We start from the raw sequence: 15,300 nt of genomic DNA on the forward strand, positions 1-15,300 counted from the left end.
ATGGCCGTCGAGACAGCACGCCAGCACACCGACCGTGATCCGGGGTCCGGCGTGCTGTCTCGCGCCGCCGCCTTCGTCTACTGGCACTTGCTCGTCGGCGTGCTCATGTGCGTCGCCGAGCTGCCGGTGGTGGCGCTGCTCTTCTTCCTGGGGCGCGAGGCCGCCAACGCGGCTCTCGTGCCGCTGTGCCTGATCCCGATCGCCCCCGTGCTCTCGGCGGGCCTCTTCGCGATGCGCGCGCGGGCCGGATCCGAGGATCTCGCCCCCGCGCGGTTCTTCCTGCGCGGCCTGCGCCTCGGCTGGGCCGACTCGCTGCGCGCCTGGGCGCCCGCGATGATCGCGCTCGCGGCGGTCGCCGGCGCGATCGTGGCGCTGCGCCCCGCGGGCCTTCCCACGGCCTACGCCGGCGTGCTCGTCGGGATCGGCGTCATCGTCGCGCTGTGGGGGCTGAACGCGCTCGTCATCTCGACGGTGTTCTCGTTCCGCACGCGCGACACCCTGCGCCTCGCGGTGTTCTACCTCGGCCGCAAGTGGCAGGCCTCGCTCGGCGTGCTCGCGCTGCTGATCGTCGCGGTGGGCGTCGTGCTCGTCTCGACCGAGGCCGTGCTCTGGCTGTTCCAGGTCGTCTGGGTCTCGTTCCTCGCCGTCATCACGCAGCCGCTCGTCGCCGCGGTGACGGAGCGGTTTACGGCCTGAGGGATCACGCCCAGGGGTGGGTTGCCCCGAACGCGGCGAGCAGCGGCGTCGACTTCGCGATCGTCTCGTCGAGCTCGGTCTGCGGGTCGCTGTCGATCGTGATGGCGCCGCCGGTGCCGATCGTCGCCTGCCCGCCCTCCAGCACCGCGGTGCGGATGACGACCGACAGGTCGACGGAACCGTCGCGCGAGAAGTACCCGATCGCGCCGGAGTAGACGCCGCGCTCGTCGGGTTCGAGGGCGTCGAGCATCTCGCACGTGCGCTTCTTCGGGGCGCCCGTCATGGATCCGGGAGGGAACAGCGCCTCCGCCGCGCGCACCCCGCTCACGCGGATCCGCGAGCGGATCGTCGTGACCAGCTGGTGCACCGTCGCGTAGCTCTCGACGCGCATGAGCGCGGGCACCTCGACGGATCCGGGCTCGCTGATGCGGCCCAGATCGTTGCGCAGCAGGTCGACGATCATGAGGTTCTCGGCGCGGGTCTTTGGATCCGCCGCGAGCGCGGCCGCGATCTCGCCGTCGCGCTGCGGGTCGCGCCGCGCGGTGCCCTTGATGGGCTTCGTCTCGGCGACGACGCCGCGCACCTGGAGGAAGCGCTCGGGCGAGCACGAGAGGATTTCGCGGGTGCCGGCTTGGTGATGCCCGCCGTCACGGTCGTGCTCGCGGGTGCCGGCGCGTTTGCGCTCGTCGTCGCGGTCGCCGTCGCCGAACCGGAGGTACGCGGCGTAGGGCGCCGCGTTGGCGCGGCGCAGCGCCCGGTATGCGCCGAGCCCGTCGCCGGCGAAGGGCGCCCGAAGCCGGTACGTGTAGCAGGCCTCGTACGAGTCGCCCGCGAGCAGCCACCCGCGAATCTCGCCGATGTGCGCGAGGTACGTCTCCCGCTCGATGCTCGCCACCGCGGTCTGTATGCCGCCCTCGGCATATGTCTCGGGGGTGGGTGCTGGGGCGCGTGCGGCCGCGCCGCGGACGCGGGCGACGGCGTCGCGGATCCATGCCCGGGCCGCCTCCGCATCGGGCCCGACCGCGACGACGTGCGTCACGTGCTCGAGGTGGTCGACGACGAGGAATCGGCTGAGGTGCACGAGGTGCACGGCGCCGGGCCGGCCGATGCCGGATCCGTACTCGATCGCCCCGACGTAGCCGCCCACGAACGGCAACGCGTCGTCGCCCGCGACGGGATGCGCGGCGAGGCGCTGCTCGATCTCGTCCCAGGATCCGCGGATCTCGTCGTCGAGCGGCCCATCCGGCGCCCCCAGGATCGAGTACCTCCCCATCCCGTACGCCTGCTGCGCACTATCGAGCCACACCGCCGAGGGCGCGTCGGCGTAGAGGGCAAGGAACGCCCCCTCGGCATCGTCGAGGTCGAGGGCCTCGCGGTGCACGCGCCACGCGCCCACCTCGCCGACGCCCACATCACCCACGCCGCCGAAAGAACAAGATTTGCGCGAGTGACTACGAAATAACGTGTCCTTTCGCGTAATTCTTGTGCGTTCGGCGGGAAGGGCGGGAAGGCCGGGGGAGGCGGGAGGTGCGGGGACGGGGGCAGACCCGGCGAGCCCCAGGAACGTGGCCAGCATGCGCGCGCCGTCGGGCGTCGCGATCGACTCGGGGTGGAACTGCACGCCGCTCCAGCCCCGCGCCTCGTCGACGCCCGCCATGGCGACGCCGTCGGGGGTGCGGGCCGTGATGCGGAAGGGCGCCGGATCCGCGACGGCGAGCGAGTGGTACCGCACCGCCTCGAAGCGGGCCGGCACGCCGTCGAACATCGCGGATCCGTCGTGGGCAACGGTGTCGACCTGCCCGTGCGCGGGCCGCGGGGCGCGCACGACGCGTCCGCCGGCCGCGACCGCCATCTGCTGGAACCCGAAGCACACCCCGAACACGGGAACCTCGGCGTGGGCAAGGATCGCGAGCCCGCGCCCCGAGTCGGCGGGATCGTGCGGGTCGCCCGGCCCCGGCCCCAGCACGATGTGTGTGTAGCGGCCGAGGGACTCGAGGTCGACGTCTTCGCTCTGCACGAGGTCGGGGCGCACGCCCGTCACCTGCCACAGCACCTGTTCGATGCTGCCGGTGTACGAGTCGTGATTGTCGACGAGGAGAACCCGCATGCTTCTATTGTCGAGATATGGAGCTGATGGATGGCCTTCCGGTGGATCCGGCCGAGATGCGGGCCTACGCGTTCTCGGGCCTCGCGCACTTTACGACGGTGCTCGTCGAGCGCGGGGCGGTGCGTGGCCTCGACCTGCACCTCGCCCGCCTCGTGACCGACGCGCGCGCCCTCTTCGACGCCGAGCTCGACACCGGCCTCGTGCGGCGGCGGATCCTCGAGGCGATCGCCGACGAGCCCGAGCGCGTCATCGTGCGCGTCACGCTCTTCGACCCGGCGCTCACGCTCGAGCGGCCGGGGGCCGATGCGCACCCGCGGATCCTCGTGTCGCCGCGCGCCGCCGGATCCGGATCCGCGGCGCCCCTGCGGCTGCGGTCGGTCGTGTTCGGGCGGCAGCGCCCCGAGATCAAGCACACGGGCCTCTTCGGTTCGCTCTACGAGCGCCGCCTCGCGCAGCGCGCGGGCTTCGACGACGCGGTGTTCGTCGACGCGGGCGGCGCGTTCTCGGAGGGGCCGACCTGGAACCTCGGCTTCATCGATCGCGCGGGCGAGCTCGTCTGGCCCGACGGCGATGCCCTCGACGGCGTGACCCGCGACCTCATCGCGGGCGTCGTGCCGGGGCGGGCGACGCGGGTCACGGATCCGGGCGAGATGGTCGCGGCATTCGCGACCGGATCCGGTGCCGGGATCCGGCCGATCGCGAGCATCGACGAGGTCGAGCTCGACGCGGCCCACCCGCGGCTCGCGGAGATCCGCGAGGCCTACGCGAGGATCCCCGCGCAGGCGATCGCGGGGTAGGGCGTAACGCACGACCCTCGCGAGCGCTCTCAGGTGTGCGGCAATAGGATGGAGGGGCCCGCCACCATAGAGGACAAGCATGCCTACACGCACCGTTTCGCACCGAGCCGCGCGCGCCCTGACGATTGTTCGCGCGCTGATTGCCGCCATCGCCGCGGTGATCGTGACGTTCGTGCAAAACCGGCCGGGCGAGTTCGCCACGGCGGCGCTCCAGGGCTTCCTCGCGGCGATGGTCGTGTACTTCGTCGTCGAGATCGTCGTTCGCGGCGTCGACACGAAGCGCCTGCTGCTGGGCATCATTCACCTGGCCGGCGTGCTGCTTGTCTTCGTCCTGCCCGGCAACGCCGACGCCCGCTTCCACCTGACGCTGCTCCTCTGGGCCGCGGCGGCGGGAGTCGTTGAGCTCGTCGGCGGCCTGATCGGCCGGCGCGGCGGATCCGAGGACGCGCGCGATCACATCGCAGTCGGTGCCCTCACGTGCGTGCTCGCGCTCGCGGCGCTCCTCGTCTCGCCGGAGTACGCGCTCGACTACTTCGTCAAGGACGCGAACCAGAGCTTCACTCTTACCGGCACCATCGTCGGCGTCGGCCTCTTCGGGGGCTGGGCCGCGATCGTCGCCGTCTACCTCGGCATCGGTGCATTCTCGCCGGCGCCGGCGACAACAGTCACGAAGGACGCAGCATGACCGAGAAGAACACCACCCGCCGCGACCTCATGAAGCCCCTGCAGCTCCTCGGCTGGTCGTTCGGCGCAGCGATCTTCGCCGGTTTCGTCACGGCGATGAGCATGGGTGCCTTCACGCAGGCGGGCACCGACATCGTCGGCACCGCCTGGCGCGTGTCGGCGATCGTCGCCGGCATAACCTTCATCGTGGTGGTGCTGTGCCTTGCGCTACTGCTGCTCGTCGTCGACCCGAGCGACCTCGAGAAGGAACACGACAAGGGCGTGCTCCTGCCGGAGGATCCGGAAGACGACAAGAAGTAAGCAACGCAAAAGCGGGCGGGCCTTTCGGCCCGCCCGCTTTTGCGTGGGTGATTACTTCTCGAGCTTCGCGCGCACGACCTTCTCGGCGAGGCCGATGTAGGTCGCGGGCGTGAGGGCTGTGAGGCGCTCCTTGGCGTCGTCGCCGATGTCGAGGCCCGCCACGAACTCGGCGAGGTCTTCGGCGCCGATGCGGTGGCCGCGCGTGAGGTCCTTCAGAAGCGCGTACGGATCCGAGATCTGCGAGCGGCCGGCAACGACCTCGGCGCGGATGACGGTCTGGATCGCCTCGGCGAGGACCTCCCAGTTGCCGTCGAGATCCTTCAGCAGCGTCTCGCGCGAGAGCGAGATCTGGTCGAGGCCGCCCGAGAGGTTCGTGAGGGCGAGGAGCGAGTGGCCGAAGGCGACGCCGATGTTGCGCTGCGTCGTCGAGTCGGTCAGGTCGCGCTGCATGCGCGAGGTGACGAGGGTCTGCGCGAGGGTCGCGAACAGGCCGCCCGCGATCTCGAGGTTCGCCTCGGCGTTTTCGAACTTGATCGGGTTGATCTTGTGAGGCATCGTCGACGAGCCGGTCGCGCCGGCGACGGGGATCTGTGTGAAGAAGCCGAGCGAGATGTACGTCCAGACGTCCTGCGCGAGGTTGTGCAGGATGGCGCCGGCGTGCTTCACGTGGTCGTAGAGCTCGGCCTGCCAGTCGTGCGACTCGATCTGCGTCGTGAGCGGGTTGAACGTGAGGCCCAGGGGGCCCTCGACGAACTCGCGCGTGAGGTTGGGCCACGCGATCTTCGGGTCGGCGGCGAGGTGCGCCGACCAGGTGCCGGTCGCGCCCGAGAACTTGGCCATGTACTCGGTGGCCTCGATGCGCGCGAGCACGCGCTCGAGGCGCCACACGAACACGCCGAACTCCTTGCCCATGGTGCTGGGCGTCGCGGGCTGGCCGTGGGTGCGCGAGAGCATCGCCGCGTCGGCCATGTCGAGCGACATGGCGCGGAGCTTCTCGATGACGCCGCGGAAGGCGGGCAGCCAGGTCGTGGTGACGGCGCGCTTGACCGTGAGGGCGTACGAGGTCGAGTTGACGTCTTCGCTCGTCAGGGCGAAGTGGGTCAGCTCGGCGAGGTGGTCGAGCTCGAGCTGCGACAGGCGGTCGCGCACGAGGTACTCGACGGCCTTGACGTCGTGGCGCGTCACGCGCTCCTTCTCGGCAAGCCAGTCGATCTCGGCCTGACCGAAGTCGAGGTACGCGAGGCGCAGCTTGTCCTGCGTCGCCGCGGGAAGCGGCGAGGTGCCGAACAGGCGGTTGTTGGTGAGGTGAATGAGCCACTCGACCTCAACCTCCACGCGGGCGCGGTTGAGGCCGGCCTCGGAGAGGTGCTCGGCGAGCGACGAGACGGCGGAGCTGTAACGGCCGTCGAGCGGACTCAGCGGCTGGGGAGGAAGAGCGTTCACGTGGGCCTCCGTGATGAGGGGCGTTTGGGCCAGACCAGCCTATTCCGAACTGCCGACATTCTCCCCCAAGCTGTCCACAGGCGCCGTTGCGGTGAAGTTCTCCACGGATCCGAAAAAGCGGGTGCGCCGCCCGCGCCCGAGGGCGCAGGCTAGCGGGCATGACGACGAGTAACCACGATCTCGCCCAGGTCGCCTGGCAGGCGAGGGATCACATGTACCGGGCCGCGGCCGACATCCGCGCCGCGCGAACCGCGCTCCAGGAGGCCGAGCGCGCCATGCAGTGGCGCTCGCGCGCGGCCGACGCGTTCACGTCGCGCGCCGACGACGTGGTCGCCACGACCGACGGCGTCGCGCATCGCTGCGACGAGGCGGCCGACGCGCTGCTGAACATCGGCAACTACCTGGTGACGCGATGAGCGGCGTCGATGTCACGCAGGGGTCGATCGTGGCGGTGGATCCGGAGGAGCTGCGGTACGTCGCCACCCGCGTCGAGAATGCGTCGTATCACGCGTCGTCGGCGAGGGACGAGGTGGGCGCCGCCGACGCGCTGCAGCGCGATAACGCCATCCCCGAGCTGTACTACGTGTGGCCGTGCGGCACCGGCATCTACGTCGAGTGCGAGCGCGTGTACGACGAGTCGCGGGCGCTGTCGGAGGGGCTGCGGCTCGCGGCCGACACCTACGAGATGATCGAGCTGCGCACGCTCATCGCGATGGGCGAGGGTGACGTGCCGACGCACATCCGGCGGATGAAGAGCCTGTACCTGCGCCTGCCCGAGCCGATGAAGCTCTCCGAACACCTGTGGCGCGCGTGGGAGGACCTGACTGGTTCGAAGCTCTCCGATACCTGGGGCAGCTCGAGCGCCCACGCGGGCCTCGTCATGTCGGTCTTCATGAATCAGCTCGTGAAGATGCGTACCGATTACGGCATGGGTCGTGGATCCCTCGGCGAGCCGCGGCGCGCGGAGGCGCGTCAGCCGACGACGCCCGGAACCTCAGATCGCTACGTGCCGATGGTGAAGACGCCGCTCGGCACGAGCAAGGCTCCCGCGTCGCTCGCCGAGTCGGTGCGCCGCACGCCGAGCGGCGAGAGCGATGACCTGTCGGATCGGGCGCGGGTGCGCATCGAGAGGTACCGCATGGCCGACGGATCCGAGAGGTTCGTCGCGTATCTCAGCGGTTCGCGTGAGATGCCGTGGAAGGACGAGGACCCGTTCAGTTGGAGGAACAACGTCGGGCTGTACGTCGGCCTGCCGAACTCGGAGGGCTACAACTTCGTGCTCGAGGCGCTCGAGCGCTCGGGCGCCGAGGCCGGATCCGTCGTCGACGTAACCGCCTTCTCGCAGGGCGGCATGCTCGCGCAGCGGCTCGCGACCGATAGCGACTTCGACGTGCAGCACGTGACCACGCTCGGTTCGCCGCTCCGGATCCCCATGGGCGACGACGTCACCTCGCTAACGCTCGCGCACGACGACGACCCGGTCGCGGCGCTGAGCGACGGCGGCTCGCCCATGAGCCTCGGCGACGACGACAGCCTGCTCATCACGCGCACCTTCGACGACACGGCGACGACGCTCGAGCGATGGAGCGCGAACGCGCACCGCGTGAGCGCCTACGCCGATACGGCGAAGCTCTTCGAGGAGTCGGGCGATATCCGTGGCGGCGCCGTGAGTGACTACTTCGACGAGCTCTCGCGGGCGACGCTGCTCGAGAGCTTCGCCTACGAGGTGCCGGAGGATCAGATCGGCCGGGTTATCGGCGGCTCTTCTTCTTCTGGGGACGAAGAATGATGCCGAAGATCCAGTTGATGACGCTGAGCAGCAGGCCCGCGAGCACGCCCGGCCAGAAGGCCCCGACGTCGAGGCCCCAGCCCCAGCCGCTCGTGATCCACGCCGTGATCATGAGCAGCACTCCATTCAACAGCAGCGAGATGAGGCCGAGCGTGATGACGAACAAGGGGAACGCGACGATCTTGATGACCGTGCCGATGATCGAGTTCACGAGGCCGAAGAGGGCTCCGAGAATCACGAGCGTGAGAATGAACTGCAGGTCGCGCCCCGGCTCGAAGGCCGTGATCGAGATCTGCAGGAACGAGATCAGCGACAGCACCCAGAGGGCGAAACCGTTGACGACCGAACGCACGATGAATCCCATGCGGCGATTCTCACATTCTTTGCCGAGAGCCGGGCCCGTTCCGAGAGACCTGCCAGGCCGCAATAAGATCGAGGCGTGACCACCGAACCCGTTCTGCCCCGAGTCCGCCCCGAGATTGCGGCGCTGCCGCCGTATAAGCAGGGCAAGCCCGCGGCGCCGGATGGGTTCAAGCTCTCGAGCAATGAGAACCCGTTCGAGCCGCTCCCCGGCGTCGTCGAAGCCGTGCGCGGAGCCGTCACCCTCAACCGTTACCCCGACGCGACCGCCGGCCGCCTGCGCCAGGCGCTCGGCGAGCGCTACGGCGTCGAGGCCGACGAGGTCATTGTGGGCGCCGGAAGCGTGGCGCTCATCGCGGCGTTCATCCAGGCCGCCGCGGGCCACGGCGACGAGGTCGTCTACCCGTGGCGCTCGTTCGAGGCGTACCCCGGCCTCGTGATGGTCGCCGGCGCCTCGAGCGTGCAGGTGCCGAACCTCGCCAACGGCCGCCACGACCTCGACGCGATGGCGGCCGCCATCACCGACAAGACGCGCATCGTGATCGTCTGCACGCCCAACAACCCCACGGGCCCGATCGTCACCTCGGCCGAATTCGCCGACTTCGTCGAGAAGGTGCCGAGCGACGTCATGATCCTGCTCGACGAGGCCTACACCGAGTTCGTCACCGACGACGACGCCGTCGACGGCCTGGCCGAGCGCGTCTACGAGTCGCGCCCGAACATCGTCGTGCTGCGCACCTTCTCGAAGGCCTACGGCCTCGCCGCCCTCCGCGTCGGCTACGCCATCGGCCACCGCCGCGTGCTCGATGCGGCCCGCGCGACCCAGATCCCGCTCTCGGTCACGGCGCAGGCCGAGGAGGCCGCGCTCGCGAGCCTCGAATACGAGCCCGAGCTGCGCGCCCGCGTCGCCGAGATCGCCGTGCGCCGCGAGGCCCTCGTCACCGGCCTCCGCGAAGCCGGCTGGCAGGTTCCCGACGCGCAGAGCAACTTCGTCTGGCTCCCGACGACGGATCCCTCGGTTGCGGCGGCCTTCGAGGAGGCCGGCCTCGTGGTGCGCCCGTTCCCCGACGGGATCCGCATCTCGGTCGGCGAGGAGGCCTCGCGCGAGCGGATCCTCGACGTCGCCCGCCGGCTCCGCGCGTAGGCGCGGTTCTCCCATCGACGTGCTGACGCCCGAGCTGATCGGCGCCGTGTACGGCCTCGAGGTGCGCGTGATCCCGGACGAAGATACCGGGCGGCCCGTCGTCGTCCCGCGCCGCGGCTGATGACCCTGTGGATTTCCACCACATGAATCGGGCATCCGTTGTCGAGCGCGTCACGGCCCGCGCATACGCGATTCGGCATAGCGTGGGATCGTGACTTCGGCAGAAACACCTCTCGTGCGCTTCCTCGAGCCCGACGGCTCGTTCGCGCCCACGCCCGAGGCGGAGCCGCTGCGCGAGATCGTCGACGGCCTCGACGATGCGATGCTCGAGCAGCTCTACCGCGACATGGCGGTCATCCGCGCGTTCGATCAGCAGGCGACGATGCTGCAGCGACAGGGTCAGCTGGCACTCTGGCCGCCGTCGCTCGGCCAGGAGGCCGCGCAGGTCGGATCCGCCCGCGCGGCGCGCGCGCAGGACACGATCTTCCCGTCGTACCGCGAGCACGTCGTCGCGAAGATCCGCGGCGTCGACCCCGTCAGCATCCTCGCGCTGATGCGGGGAACGACGCACGGCGGCTGGGATCCGACGGATCCGAAGAACGGCAACACCCGCCTCTACACGCTCGTGCTCGGAACGCAGACCCTGCACGCGACGGGCTTCGCCATGGGCCTGAACTTCGACGGGCGCACCGCGACGGGCAACCCCGAGAAGGACGAGGCGGTCGTCGTCTACTACGGCGACGGCGCCGCGAGCGAGGGCGATGTGCACGAGGCGATGGTCTTCGCCTCGAGCTACAAGACGCCGCAGCTGTTCTTCCTCCAGAACAACCAGTGGGCCATCTCGGTGCCGGTCGCGACGCAGGCATCGGCGCCGCTCGCGAACCGCTCGGCCGGGTACGGGATCCCGACGATGCGCATCGACGGCAACGACGTGCTCGCATCGTATGCCGCAAGCCGCATGTACCTCGAAGAGGCCCGTTCGGGCGGCGGACCGCGCGCCATCGAGGCCGTGACCTACCGCATGGGCGCGCACACGACGAGCGACGACCCGACGAAGTACCGCACCCGCGAGGAAGAGGCGATGTGGGCCGGGCGCGACCCGATCGCCCGCATGCGCGCGTTCCTCGAGAACCGCGGCGCGAGCGAGGCGTTCTTCGCCGACGTCGACGCCGAGGGCGAGGCCGTCGCGGCCGACGCCCGCGAGCGCGTCGTGAAGCTGCCGAATCCGGATCCGGCGAGCATGTTCGCGCACGTGTATTCCGAGCCGAACGCGCTCATGGAGCAGCAGGCGGCCTGGCTCGCCGAGTACGAGGCCTCGTTCGAAGGAGACGCCGCATGACGCTCGAGACGATGCCCTTCGCGAGGGCGATGAACGCCGGCCTCCGCCGCGCCATGGAAGAAGACGGCCGCGTCCTGCTGATGGGCGAGGACATCGGAAAGCTCGGCGGCGTCTTCCGCGTGACCGAGCACCTGCAGCGCGACTTCGGCGAGGACCGCGTGCTCGACACCCCGCTCGCCGAGTCCGGCATCGTCGGCTCGGCCATCGGACTTGCGATGGCGGGCTTCCGCCCGGTCATCGAGATCCAGTTCGACGGCTTCGTGTTCCCCGCCTTCGATCAGATCACGACGCAGCTCGCGAAGCTTACGAACCGTCACGAGGGCGCGCTGCAGATGCCCGTCGTGATCCGCATCCCCTACGGCGGACACATCGGCGCGGTCGAGCACCACCAGGAGAGCCCGGAGGTGTACTTCACGCACACCTCGGGCCTGCGCGTGGTCAGCCCGTCGACGCCGAACGACGCCTACTGGATGATCCAGGACGCCATCGCGTCGAACGACCCCGTGATCTTTATGGAGCCCAAGAGCCGCTATTGGCAGAAGGGCGAGGTCGACACCGAGCGCCGCGGCGCGCCGCTGCACACGAGCCGCGTCGTGCGCAAGGGCACCGACGTGACGCTCGTGGGCCACGGCGCCATGGTGTCGGTGCTGCTGCAGGCCGCCGCGATCGCCGAGGGCGAGGGGCGCAGCTGCGAGGTCATCGACCTGCGCTCGCTATCGCCGATCGACTACGACCCGATCGTCGAGTCGGTGCGCTCGACGGGCCGCATGGTGTGGGCGCAGGAGGCCCCCGGCCACACAAGCATCGGCAGCGAGATCGCCGCGACGGTGACCGAGCGGGCGTTCTATTCGCTCGAGGCGCCCATCATGCGCGTGACGGGCTTCGATACTCCGTTCCCGCCTGCCAAACTTGAGGGTACGTATCTGCCCGACGCCGACCGCGTGCTCGAGGCCGTCGACCGCGCGTTCGCGTACTGAGAGGATCCGCCATGCAGACGTTCCACCTTCCCGACGTGGGCGAGGGCCTGACCGAGGCCGAGCTCGTCGAATGGCGAGTGAAGCCCGGCGATGTGCTCAAGGTCAACGACACGATCGCCGACATCGAGACGGCGAAGAGCATCGTCGAGCTGCCGTCGCCGTTCGAAGGCGTCGTGCGCGAGCTTCTCGTGAACGAGGGTGACACGGTCGACGTGGGTGCCGCGATCCTGACGGTCGAGGCCGAGGGATCCTCGGATCCGGCGCCGGCCTCCGAGGGCGGCGCGACCCCCGCTGCCCCCGCCGACACGAGCGACAATGCCGTTCTCGTCGGCTACGGCAGCGGATCCGAGGCGAAGACCCGCCGCAAGCCGAAGACACACGAGACCGTGCTCACGAGCTCCATCGGCGTCATCACGAAGCCACCGGTGCGCAAGCTCGCGCGCGACCTCGACGTGAACCTGTCGGAGGTCACCGGCACCGGCCCCGCCGGCGAGGTGACCCGCGACGACGTCGTGAAGCACGCCGAGCAGGCCTCGGTGTTCCGCAACCTGTCGACGCCCGCGTGGCCCACGGAGCGCGAGCGCACCGTGCCCGCGCCTCGCGCGAACGTCGACCCGCGCTACGACGCGGTGCCGGTCAAGGGCGTCCGCAAGGCGACCGCGAACGCGATGGTCGGATCCGCGTACACGGCCCCGCACGTGTCGGTCTGGACCGACGTCGACGCGACCCGCACCATGGAGTTCGTCGCGCGCCTGAAGAAGCAGCCGCAGTTCGCCGACATCAAGATCTCGCCGCTGCTCGTCTACGCGCGCGCCGTGCTGTGGGCCGTGCAGCGCACGCCCGAGATCAACTCGACGTGGATCGAGACCGACGCCGGCGCCGAGATTCAGGTGCGCAACTACGTGAACCTGGGCATCGCCGCGGCGACCCCGCGCGGCCTGCTCGTGCCGAACATCAAGGACGCGCAGGACCTGTCGATCCGCGAGCTCGCGAGCGCGCTGCAGGACCTGACGTTCACGGCGCGCGACGGCAAGACCCCGCCCGCCGACCTGTCTGGCGGTACCATCACGATCACCAACATCGGTGTTTTCGGCATGGACGCGGGCACCCCGATCCTCAACCCCGGCGAGGCCGGCATCGTCGCCATGGGCGCGATCCGTCAGAAGCCGTGGGTCGTCGACGGCGAGGTGCGCCCCGCGTGGGTGACGACGGTCTCCGGATCCTTCGACCACCGCATCGTCGACGGCGACAAGATCAGCCGATTCGTCGCAGACGTGGCGGCGGTCCTGGAAGAGCCGGCACTGCTGCTCGACTAGCTCTTGAGGGATGCGTTCGTGTCACTCTGGCCTTTAGGGATGCCGTCGTGTCGTTCTGAGCGTTCAGAACGACACGAACGCATCCCTGAGGCGCGTTATCGCACGAACGCATCCCGCAAGGCGCGTCATAGGGCGTCGAGGATCGCCCTTGCCGTGGCACTATCCGTCACCAATTCATTGATCAGGCCACCTCGCACGGCGCCCGTGATGCTCGACACCTTGTGCGTGCCGACGGCCACGCCAACGGCATGAGGGATGTTCCGGAGCAGCTCCGGGGGAGTACGCACGATCAGGTCGCTGCCCGGGAACTCGATCTCCTGCCCATCGGTGGCGAAGAAGTTCAGGCACACGTCGCCGACCGAGCGATCGAACGCACGGTCGTCGGCGGGGATCCCGCTCGCGAGCACCGCTCGGGTGGGGGTGGCGGCGCCGATGCCGAGCAGCGCGCCGGTCGCGCGTTCCCACAGACCGGAGACGTGCTGGAACGCCGGATCCTGCAGCAGCGACCTGCGCATCTGGGCGCTCGGTAGCGCCTGCGTGAAGAGGAACGCAGGGAAAGCCCCCGACTCCTGCGCCGCGATACGAGTGATCTCGTTGGTCTGGAATTGCGGCAGAGGATCGGCATAGCCGCCGACCGTTGGAGCAATCTGGATGCCGGGGAGGGCTGGCATGCCGTGCTGTGCGAGTTCGTAGGTCGTCTGGCCCGAGGAAATCAGCAACGCGTCGCCCGCGGTGAGATGCATCGCGCGAACGGCTTCTGACACGGGCGCCGCAAGGTCGGCGCCGAGCGTCGAGGGGTGCGTGATCGGTGCGAGGTAAACGGCGTTGAGCCCCAAAGCGTCCCGCAATTCCGTCGCGAGCTGTTTCGACGTGTCAATGAACGGGTCGAGCACCTCGATGCGCACGATCCCTGCGCGTCGCGCATCGGCCAGCAACCTGCTGACGGTGGGGCGAGAGACCCCGAGGCGATCCGCGATGGACGCCTGCGTCGCATCCTCGAGGTAATACATGCGCGCGGCTTGATGTACCTGCTCGAGAGGGAAGCGCGACCGCGCAGCATCGGACGCCGTGGGCGTGCGTGACAGGGGCGGCTCCGGTACGGATGCGGGTGCGGGCATACGTCATGGTACCGCCCGGATGACGAATGTGAACGTTTGTTCTGTACATGTGTGCAGAATTCGTGTAATCTCTTCCCATACCCCCAGCGATGCGAGGAAGCGACACAGATGTCTAGCAGCACCAACACCCCGATCACCGAAGAGCTCCCCGACACCATGCGTGCCGTGGTTGTTTACGGGCCCGGCGACTACCGCCTCGAGGACCGACCGGTTCCCCGCCCCGGAGACGATGACCTCCTCCTCCGCACTGACGCCGTCGGCATCTGCGCGAGTGACCTGAAGGCCTATCACGGCGCCGCGAAGTTCTGGGGCGACGAGAACCGCCCTGCCTGGGCCGAGCGTGACCGCATTCCCGGCCACGAGTTTGTCGGCACGATCGTCGCGGGTGGCGCATCGGCTCTCGCGAAGCGCGGCGTGAACATCGGCGACCGCATCGCCTGCGAGCAGATCGTTCCCTGCTGGGAGTGCCGCTACTGCCTCGAGGGCTCGTACTGGATGTGCGCCGTCCACGACATGTTCGGCTTCAAGGGCTACGACGGCGCAATGGCCGAGTACGTGCTCGTTCCGGCGAAGGCGCTCACGCACCTCGTCGATAAGGAACTCCCCGGCCCCGTCGCGGCCTTCGCGGAGCCGCTGTCCTGCGCCTTCCACGCCGTTGAGCGCGCCGAGATCAAGTTCAACGACACCGTCGTGATCGCCGGTGCGGGCCCCATCGGCCTTTCGGCCATCGCCGGTGCCCGCCAGAAGAACCCGCTGCGCGTCATCGCTCTCGATGCCGTCGACTCGAAGCTCGACCTCGCCCGCCGCGTGGGTGCCGACATCACGATCAACATCGCGAAAGAAGACGCCGTTGCGCGCGTGAAGGAACTGACGGGCGGCTACGGTGCCGACGTTTACATCGAGGCCACGGGTCACCCCTCCGCTGTTCCGCAGGGCCTCAACCTGCTGCGCAAGCTCGGCACCTTCGTCGAGTACTCGGTGTTCAAGGACGCGGTGTCGGTCGACTGGTCGATCATCTCGGACGACAAGGAACTTGACGTGCGCGGCGCCCACCTCGGTCCGCACACCTGGCCCGCCGCCATCAAGCTGCTCGAGGCCGGAACCCTGCCGATGGACGACATCTGCACGCACCAGTTCCCGCTCGAGAAGTTCCAGGAGGCGCTCGACCTGGTCGGCGACTCGGCAGGCTCATCGGTCAAGGTTTCCATCGTTCCCTCGATGAGCTGACCC

Annotated in this window: 15 protein-coding genes; 11 read left to right on the plus strand and 4 right to left on the minus strand. The window is 69.3% G+C overall.

Annotated features, from left to right (window positions below):
- Window positions 1-696 carry a glycosyltransferase gene (locus DTO57_RS13815; protein ID WP_114118830.1) on the plus strand — a complete coding sequence of 232 codons (696 nt, stop codon included), beginning with the start codon at window positions 1-3 and terminating at the stop codon, window positions 694-696.
- Between the two features lie 4 nt (window positions 697-700).
- Here the strand turns inward: DTO57_RS13815 and DTO57_RS13820 are convergent, their stop codons facing one another.
- Window positions 701-2,803, minus strand: a complete 2,103-nt coding sequence (locus tag DTO57_RS13820) for a chorismate-binding protein (RefSeq protein ID WP_114118831.1) — start codon at window positions 2,801-2,803, stop codon at window positions 701-703.
- 17 nt (window positions 2,804-2,820) lie between these two features.
- Here DTO57_RS13820 and DTO57_RS13825 point away from each other — a divergent pair, with 17 nt between their 5' ends.
- From DTO57_RS13825 to DTO57_RS13835, 3 genes are all read left to right on the plus strand, one after another.
- Entirely contained in the window at window positions 2,821-3,600 is a 780-nt protein-coding gene (locus DTO57_RS13825) for an aminotransferase class IV (protein ID WP_114118832.1), read from the plus strand.
- Window positions 3,601-3,679: 79 nt separating this feature from the next.
- A complete protein-coding gene (locus DTO57_RS13830) occupies window positions 3,680-4,285 on the plus strand; it encodes an acyl-CoA synthetase (protein ID WP_114118833.1) in 606 nt (201 codons plus the stop codon).
- On the plus strand, window positions 4,282-4,584 hold the full coding sequence (locus DTO57_RS13835) for an amino acid transporter (RefSeq protein WP_114118834.1): 303 nt from the start codon (window positions 4,282-4,284) through the stop codon (window positions 4,582-4,584). The genes DTO57_RS13830 and DTO57_RS13835 overlap by 4 nt, the downstream gene beginning before the upstream one ends.
- Window positions 4,585-4,635: 51 nt before the next feature.
- Here the strand turns inward: DTO57_RS13835 and purB are convergent, their stop codons facing one another.
- Window positions 4,636-6,027: an adenylosuccinate lyase gene (gene purB / locus DTO57_RS13840; protein WP_114118835.1), complete on the minus strand. Its 1,392-nt coding sequence runs from the start codon at window positions 6,025-6,027 to the stop codon at window positions 4,636-4,638.
- Window positions 6,028-6,185: 158 nt separating this feature from the next.
- Between purB and DTO57_RS13845 the strand changes: the two genes are divergently transcribed.
- Together DTO57_RS13845 and DTO57_RS13850 are read left to right on the plus strand one after the other, a co-directional pair.
- Window positions 6,186-6,443: a hypothetical protein gene (locus DTO57_RS13845; protein WP_114118837.1), complete on the plus strand. Its 258-nt coding sequence runs from the start codon at window positions 6,186-6,188 to the stop codon at window positions 6,441-6,443.
- Window positions 6,440-7,816 carry a hypothetical protein gene (locus DTO57_RS13850; RefSeq protein WP_114118839.1) on the plus strand — a complete coding sequence of 459 codons (1,377 nt, stop codon included), beginning with the start codon at window positions 6,440-6,442 and terminating at the stop codon, window positions 7,814-7,816. The genes DTO57_RS13845 and DTO57_RS13850 overlap by 4 nt, the downstream gene beginning before the upstream one ends.
- Here the strand turns inward: DTO57_RS13850 and DTO57_RS13855 are convergent.
- Window positions 7,779-8,180 carry a phage holin family protein gene (locus DTO57_RS13855; RefSeq protein ID WP_114118841.1) on the minus strand — a complete coding sequence of 134 codons (402 nt, stop codon included), beginning with the start codon at window positions 8,178-8,180 and terminating at the stop codon, window positions 7,779-7,781. The genes DTO57_RS13850 and DTO57_RS13855 overlap by 38 nt on opposite strands.
- Before the next feature lie 75 nt (window positions 8,181-8,255).
- Here DTO57_RS13855 and DTO57_RS13860 point away from each other — a divergent pair, with 75 nt between their 5' ends.
- The 4 genes from DTO57_RS13860 (at window position 8,256) to DTO57_RS13875 (ending at window position 12,952) form a co-directional block, all read left to right on the plus strand.
- Window positions 8,256-9,320 (plus strand): histidinol-phosphate transaminase, encoded by a 1,065-nt coding sequence (locus DTO57_RS13860; protein WP_114118842.1) that lies wholly within the window; start codon window positions 8,256-8,258, stop codon window positions 9,318-9,320.
- A gap of 208 nt (window positions 9,321-9,528) precedes the next feature.
- Entirely contained in the window at window positions 9,529-10,659 is a 1,131-nt protein-coding gene (locus DTO57_RS13865; RefSeq protein ID WP_373285677.1) for a thiamine pyrophosphate-dependent dehydrogenase E1 component subunit alpha, read from the plus strand.
- Window positions 10,656-11,636 (plus strand): alpha-ketoacid dehydrogenase subunit beta, encoded by a 981-nt coding sequence (locus DTO57_RS13870; protein WP_114118845.1) that lies wholly within the window; start codon window positions 10,656-10,658, stop codon window positions 11,634-11,636. The genes DTO57_RS13865 and DTO57_RS13870 overlap by 4 nt, the downstream gene beginning before the upstream one ends.
- A gap of 11 nt (window positions 11,637-11,647) precedes the next feature.
- The gene (locus tag DTO57_RS13875) at window positions 11,648-12,952 is read left to right on the plus strand and encodes a dihydrolipoamide acetyltransferase family protein (RefSeq protein ID WP_114118847.1); all 1,305 of its coding nucleotides are present in this window, start codon (window positions 11,648-11,650) and stop codon (window positions 12,950-12,952) included.
- A 125-nt stretch (window positions 12,953-13,077) separates the two neighbouring features.
- Here the strand turns inward: DTO57_RS13875 and DTO57_RS13880 are convergent, their stop codons facing one another.
- Window positions 13,078-13,962, minus strand: coding sequence for a sugar-binding transcriptional regulator (locus DTO57_RS13880; RefSeq protein WP_222843280.1), 885 nt, complete (start codon window positions 13,960-13,962; stop codon window positions 13,078-13,080).
- 216 nt (window positions 13,963-14,178) lie between these two features.
- On the opposite strand from DTO57_RS13880, the gene DTO57_RS13885 reads away from it, so the two are divergent.
- Complete coding sequence (locus DTO57_RS13885; protein WP_114118849.1) at window positions 14,179-15,297, plus strand: zinc-binding dehydrogenase; 1,119 nt, start codon at window positions 14,179-14,181, stop codon at window positions 15,295-15,297.
- Window positions 15,298-15,300: the final 3 nt, after the last annotated feature.

The sequence above is a fragment of the Microbacterium sorbitolivorans genome (genome assembly GCF_003327285.1).
GTDB lineage: Bacteria > Actinomycetota > Actinomycetes > Actinomycetales > Microbacteriaceae > Microbacterium > Microbacterium sorbitolivorans.

What these genes read in the sequence shown, in the direction of transcription:
- DTO57_RS13815 (WP_114118830.1), top strand. Translation starts at nt 1, where the DNA reads ATGGCCGTCGAGACAGCACGCCAGCACACCGACCGTGATCCGGGGTCC.
- DTO57_RS13820 (WP_114118831.1), bottom strand. Translation starts at nt 2,803, where the DNA reads ATGCGGGTTCTCCTCGTCGACAATCACGACTCGTACACCGGCAGCATC.
- DTO57_RS13825 (WP_114118832.1), top strand. Translation starts at nt 2,821, where the DNA reads ATGGAGCTGATGGATGGCCTTCCGGTGGATCCGGCCGAGATGCGGGCC.
- DTO57_RS13830 (WP_114118833.1), top strand. Translation starts at nt 3,680, where the DNA reads ATGCCTACACGCACCGTTTCGCACCGAGCCGCGCGCGCCCTGACGATT.
- DTO57_RS13835 (WP_114118834.1), top strand. Translation starts at nt 4,282, where the DNA reads ATGACCGAGAAGAACACCACCCGCCGCGACCTCATGAAGCCCCTGCAG.
- DTO57_RS13845 (WP_114118837.1), top strand. Translation starts at nt 6,186, where the DNA reads ATGACGACGAGTAACCACGATCTCGCCCAGGTCGCCTGGCAGGCGAGG.
- DTO57_RS13850 (WP_114118839.1), top strand. Translation starts at nt 6,440, where the DNA reads ATGAGCGGCGTCGATGTCACGCAGGGGTCGATCGTGGCGGTGGATCCG.
- DTO57_RS13855 (WP_114118841.1), bottom strand. Translation starts at nt 8,180, where the DNA reads ATGGGATTCATCGTGCGTTCGGTCGTCAACGGTTTCGCCCTCTGGGTG.
- DTO57_RS13870 (WP_114118845.1), top strand. Translation starts at nt 10,656, where the DNA reads ATGACGCTCGAGACGATGCCCTTCGCGAGGGCGATGAACGCCGGCCTC.
- DTO57_RS13875 (WP_114118847.1), top strand. Translation starts at nt 11,648, where the DNA reads ATGCAGACGTTCCACCTTCCCGACGTGGGCGAGGGCCTGACCGAGGCC.
- DTO57_RS13880 (WP_222843280.1), bottom strand. Translation starts at nt 13,962, where the DNA reads ATGTATTACCTCGAGGATGCGACGCAGGCGTCCATCGCGGATCGCCTC.
- DTO57_RS13885 (WP_114118849.1), top strand. Translation starts at nt 14,179, where the DNA reads ATGTCTAGCAGCACCAACACCCCGATCACCGAAGAGCTCCCCGACACC.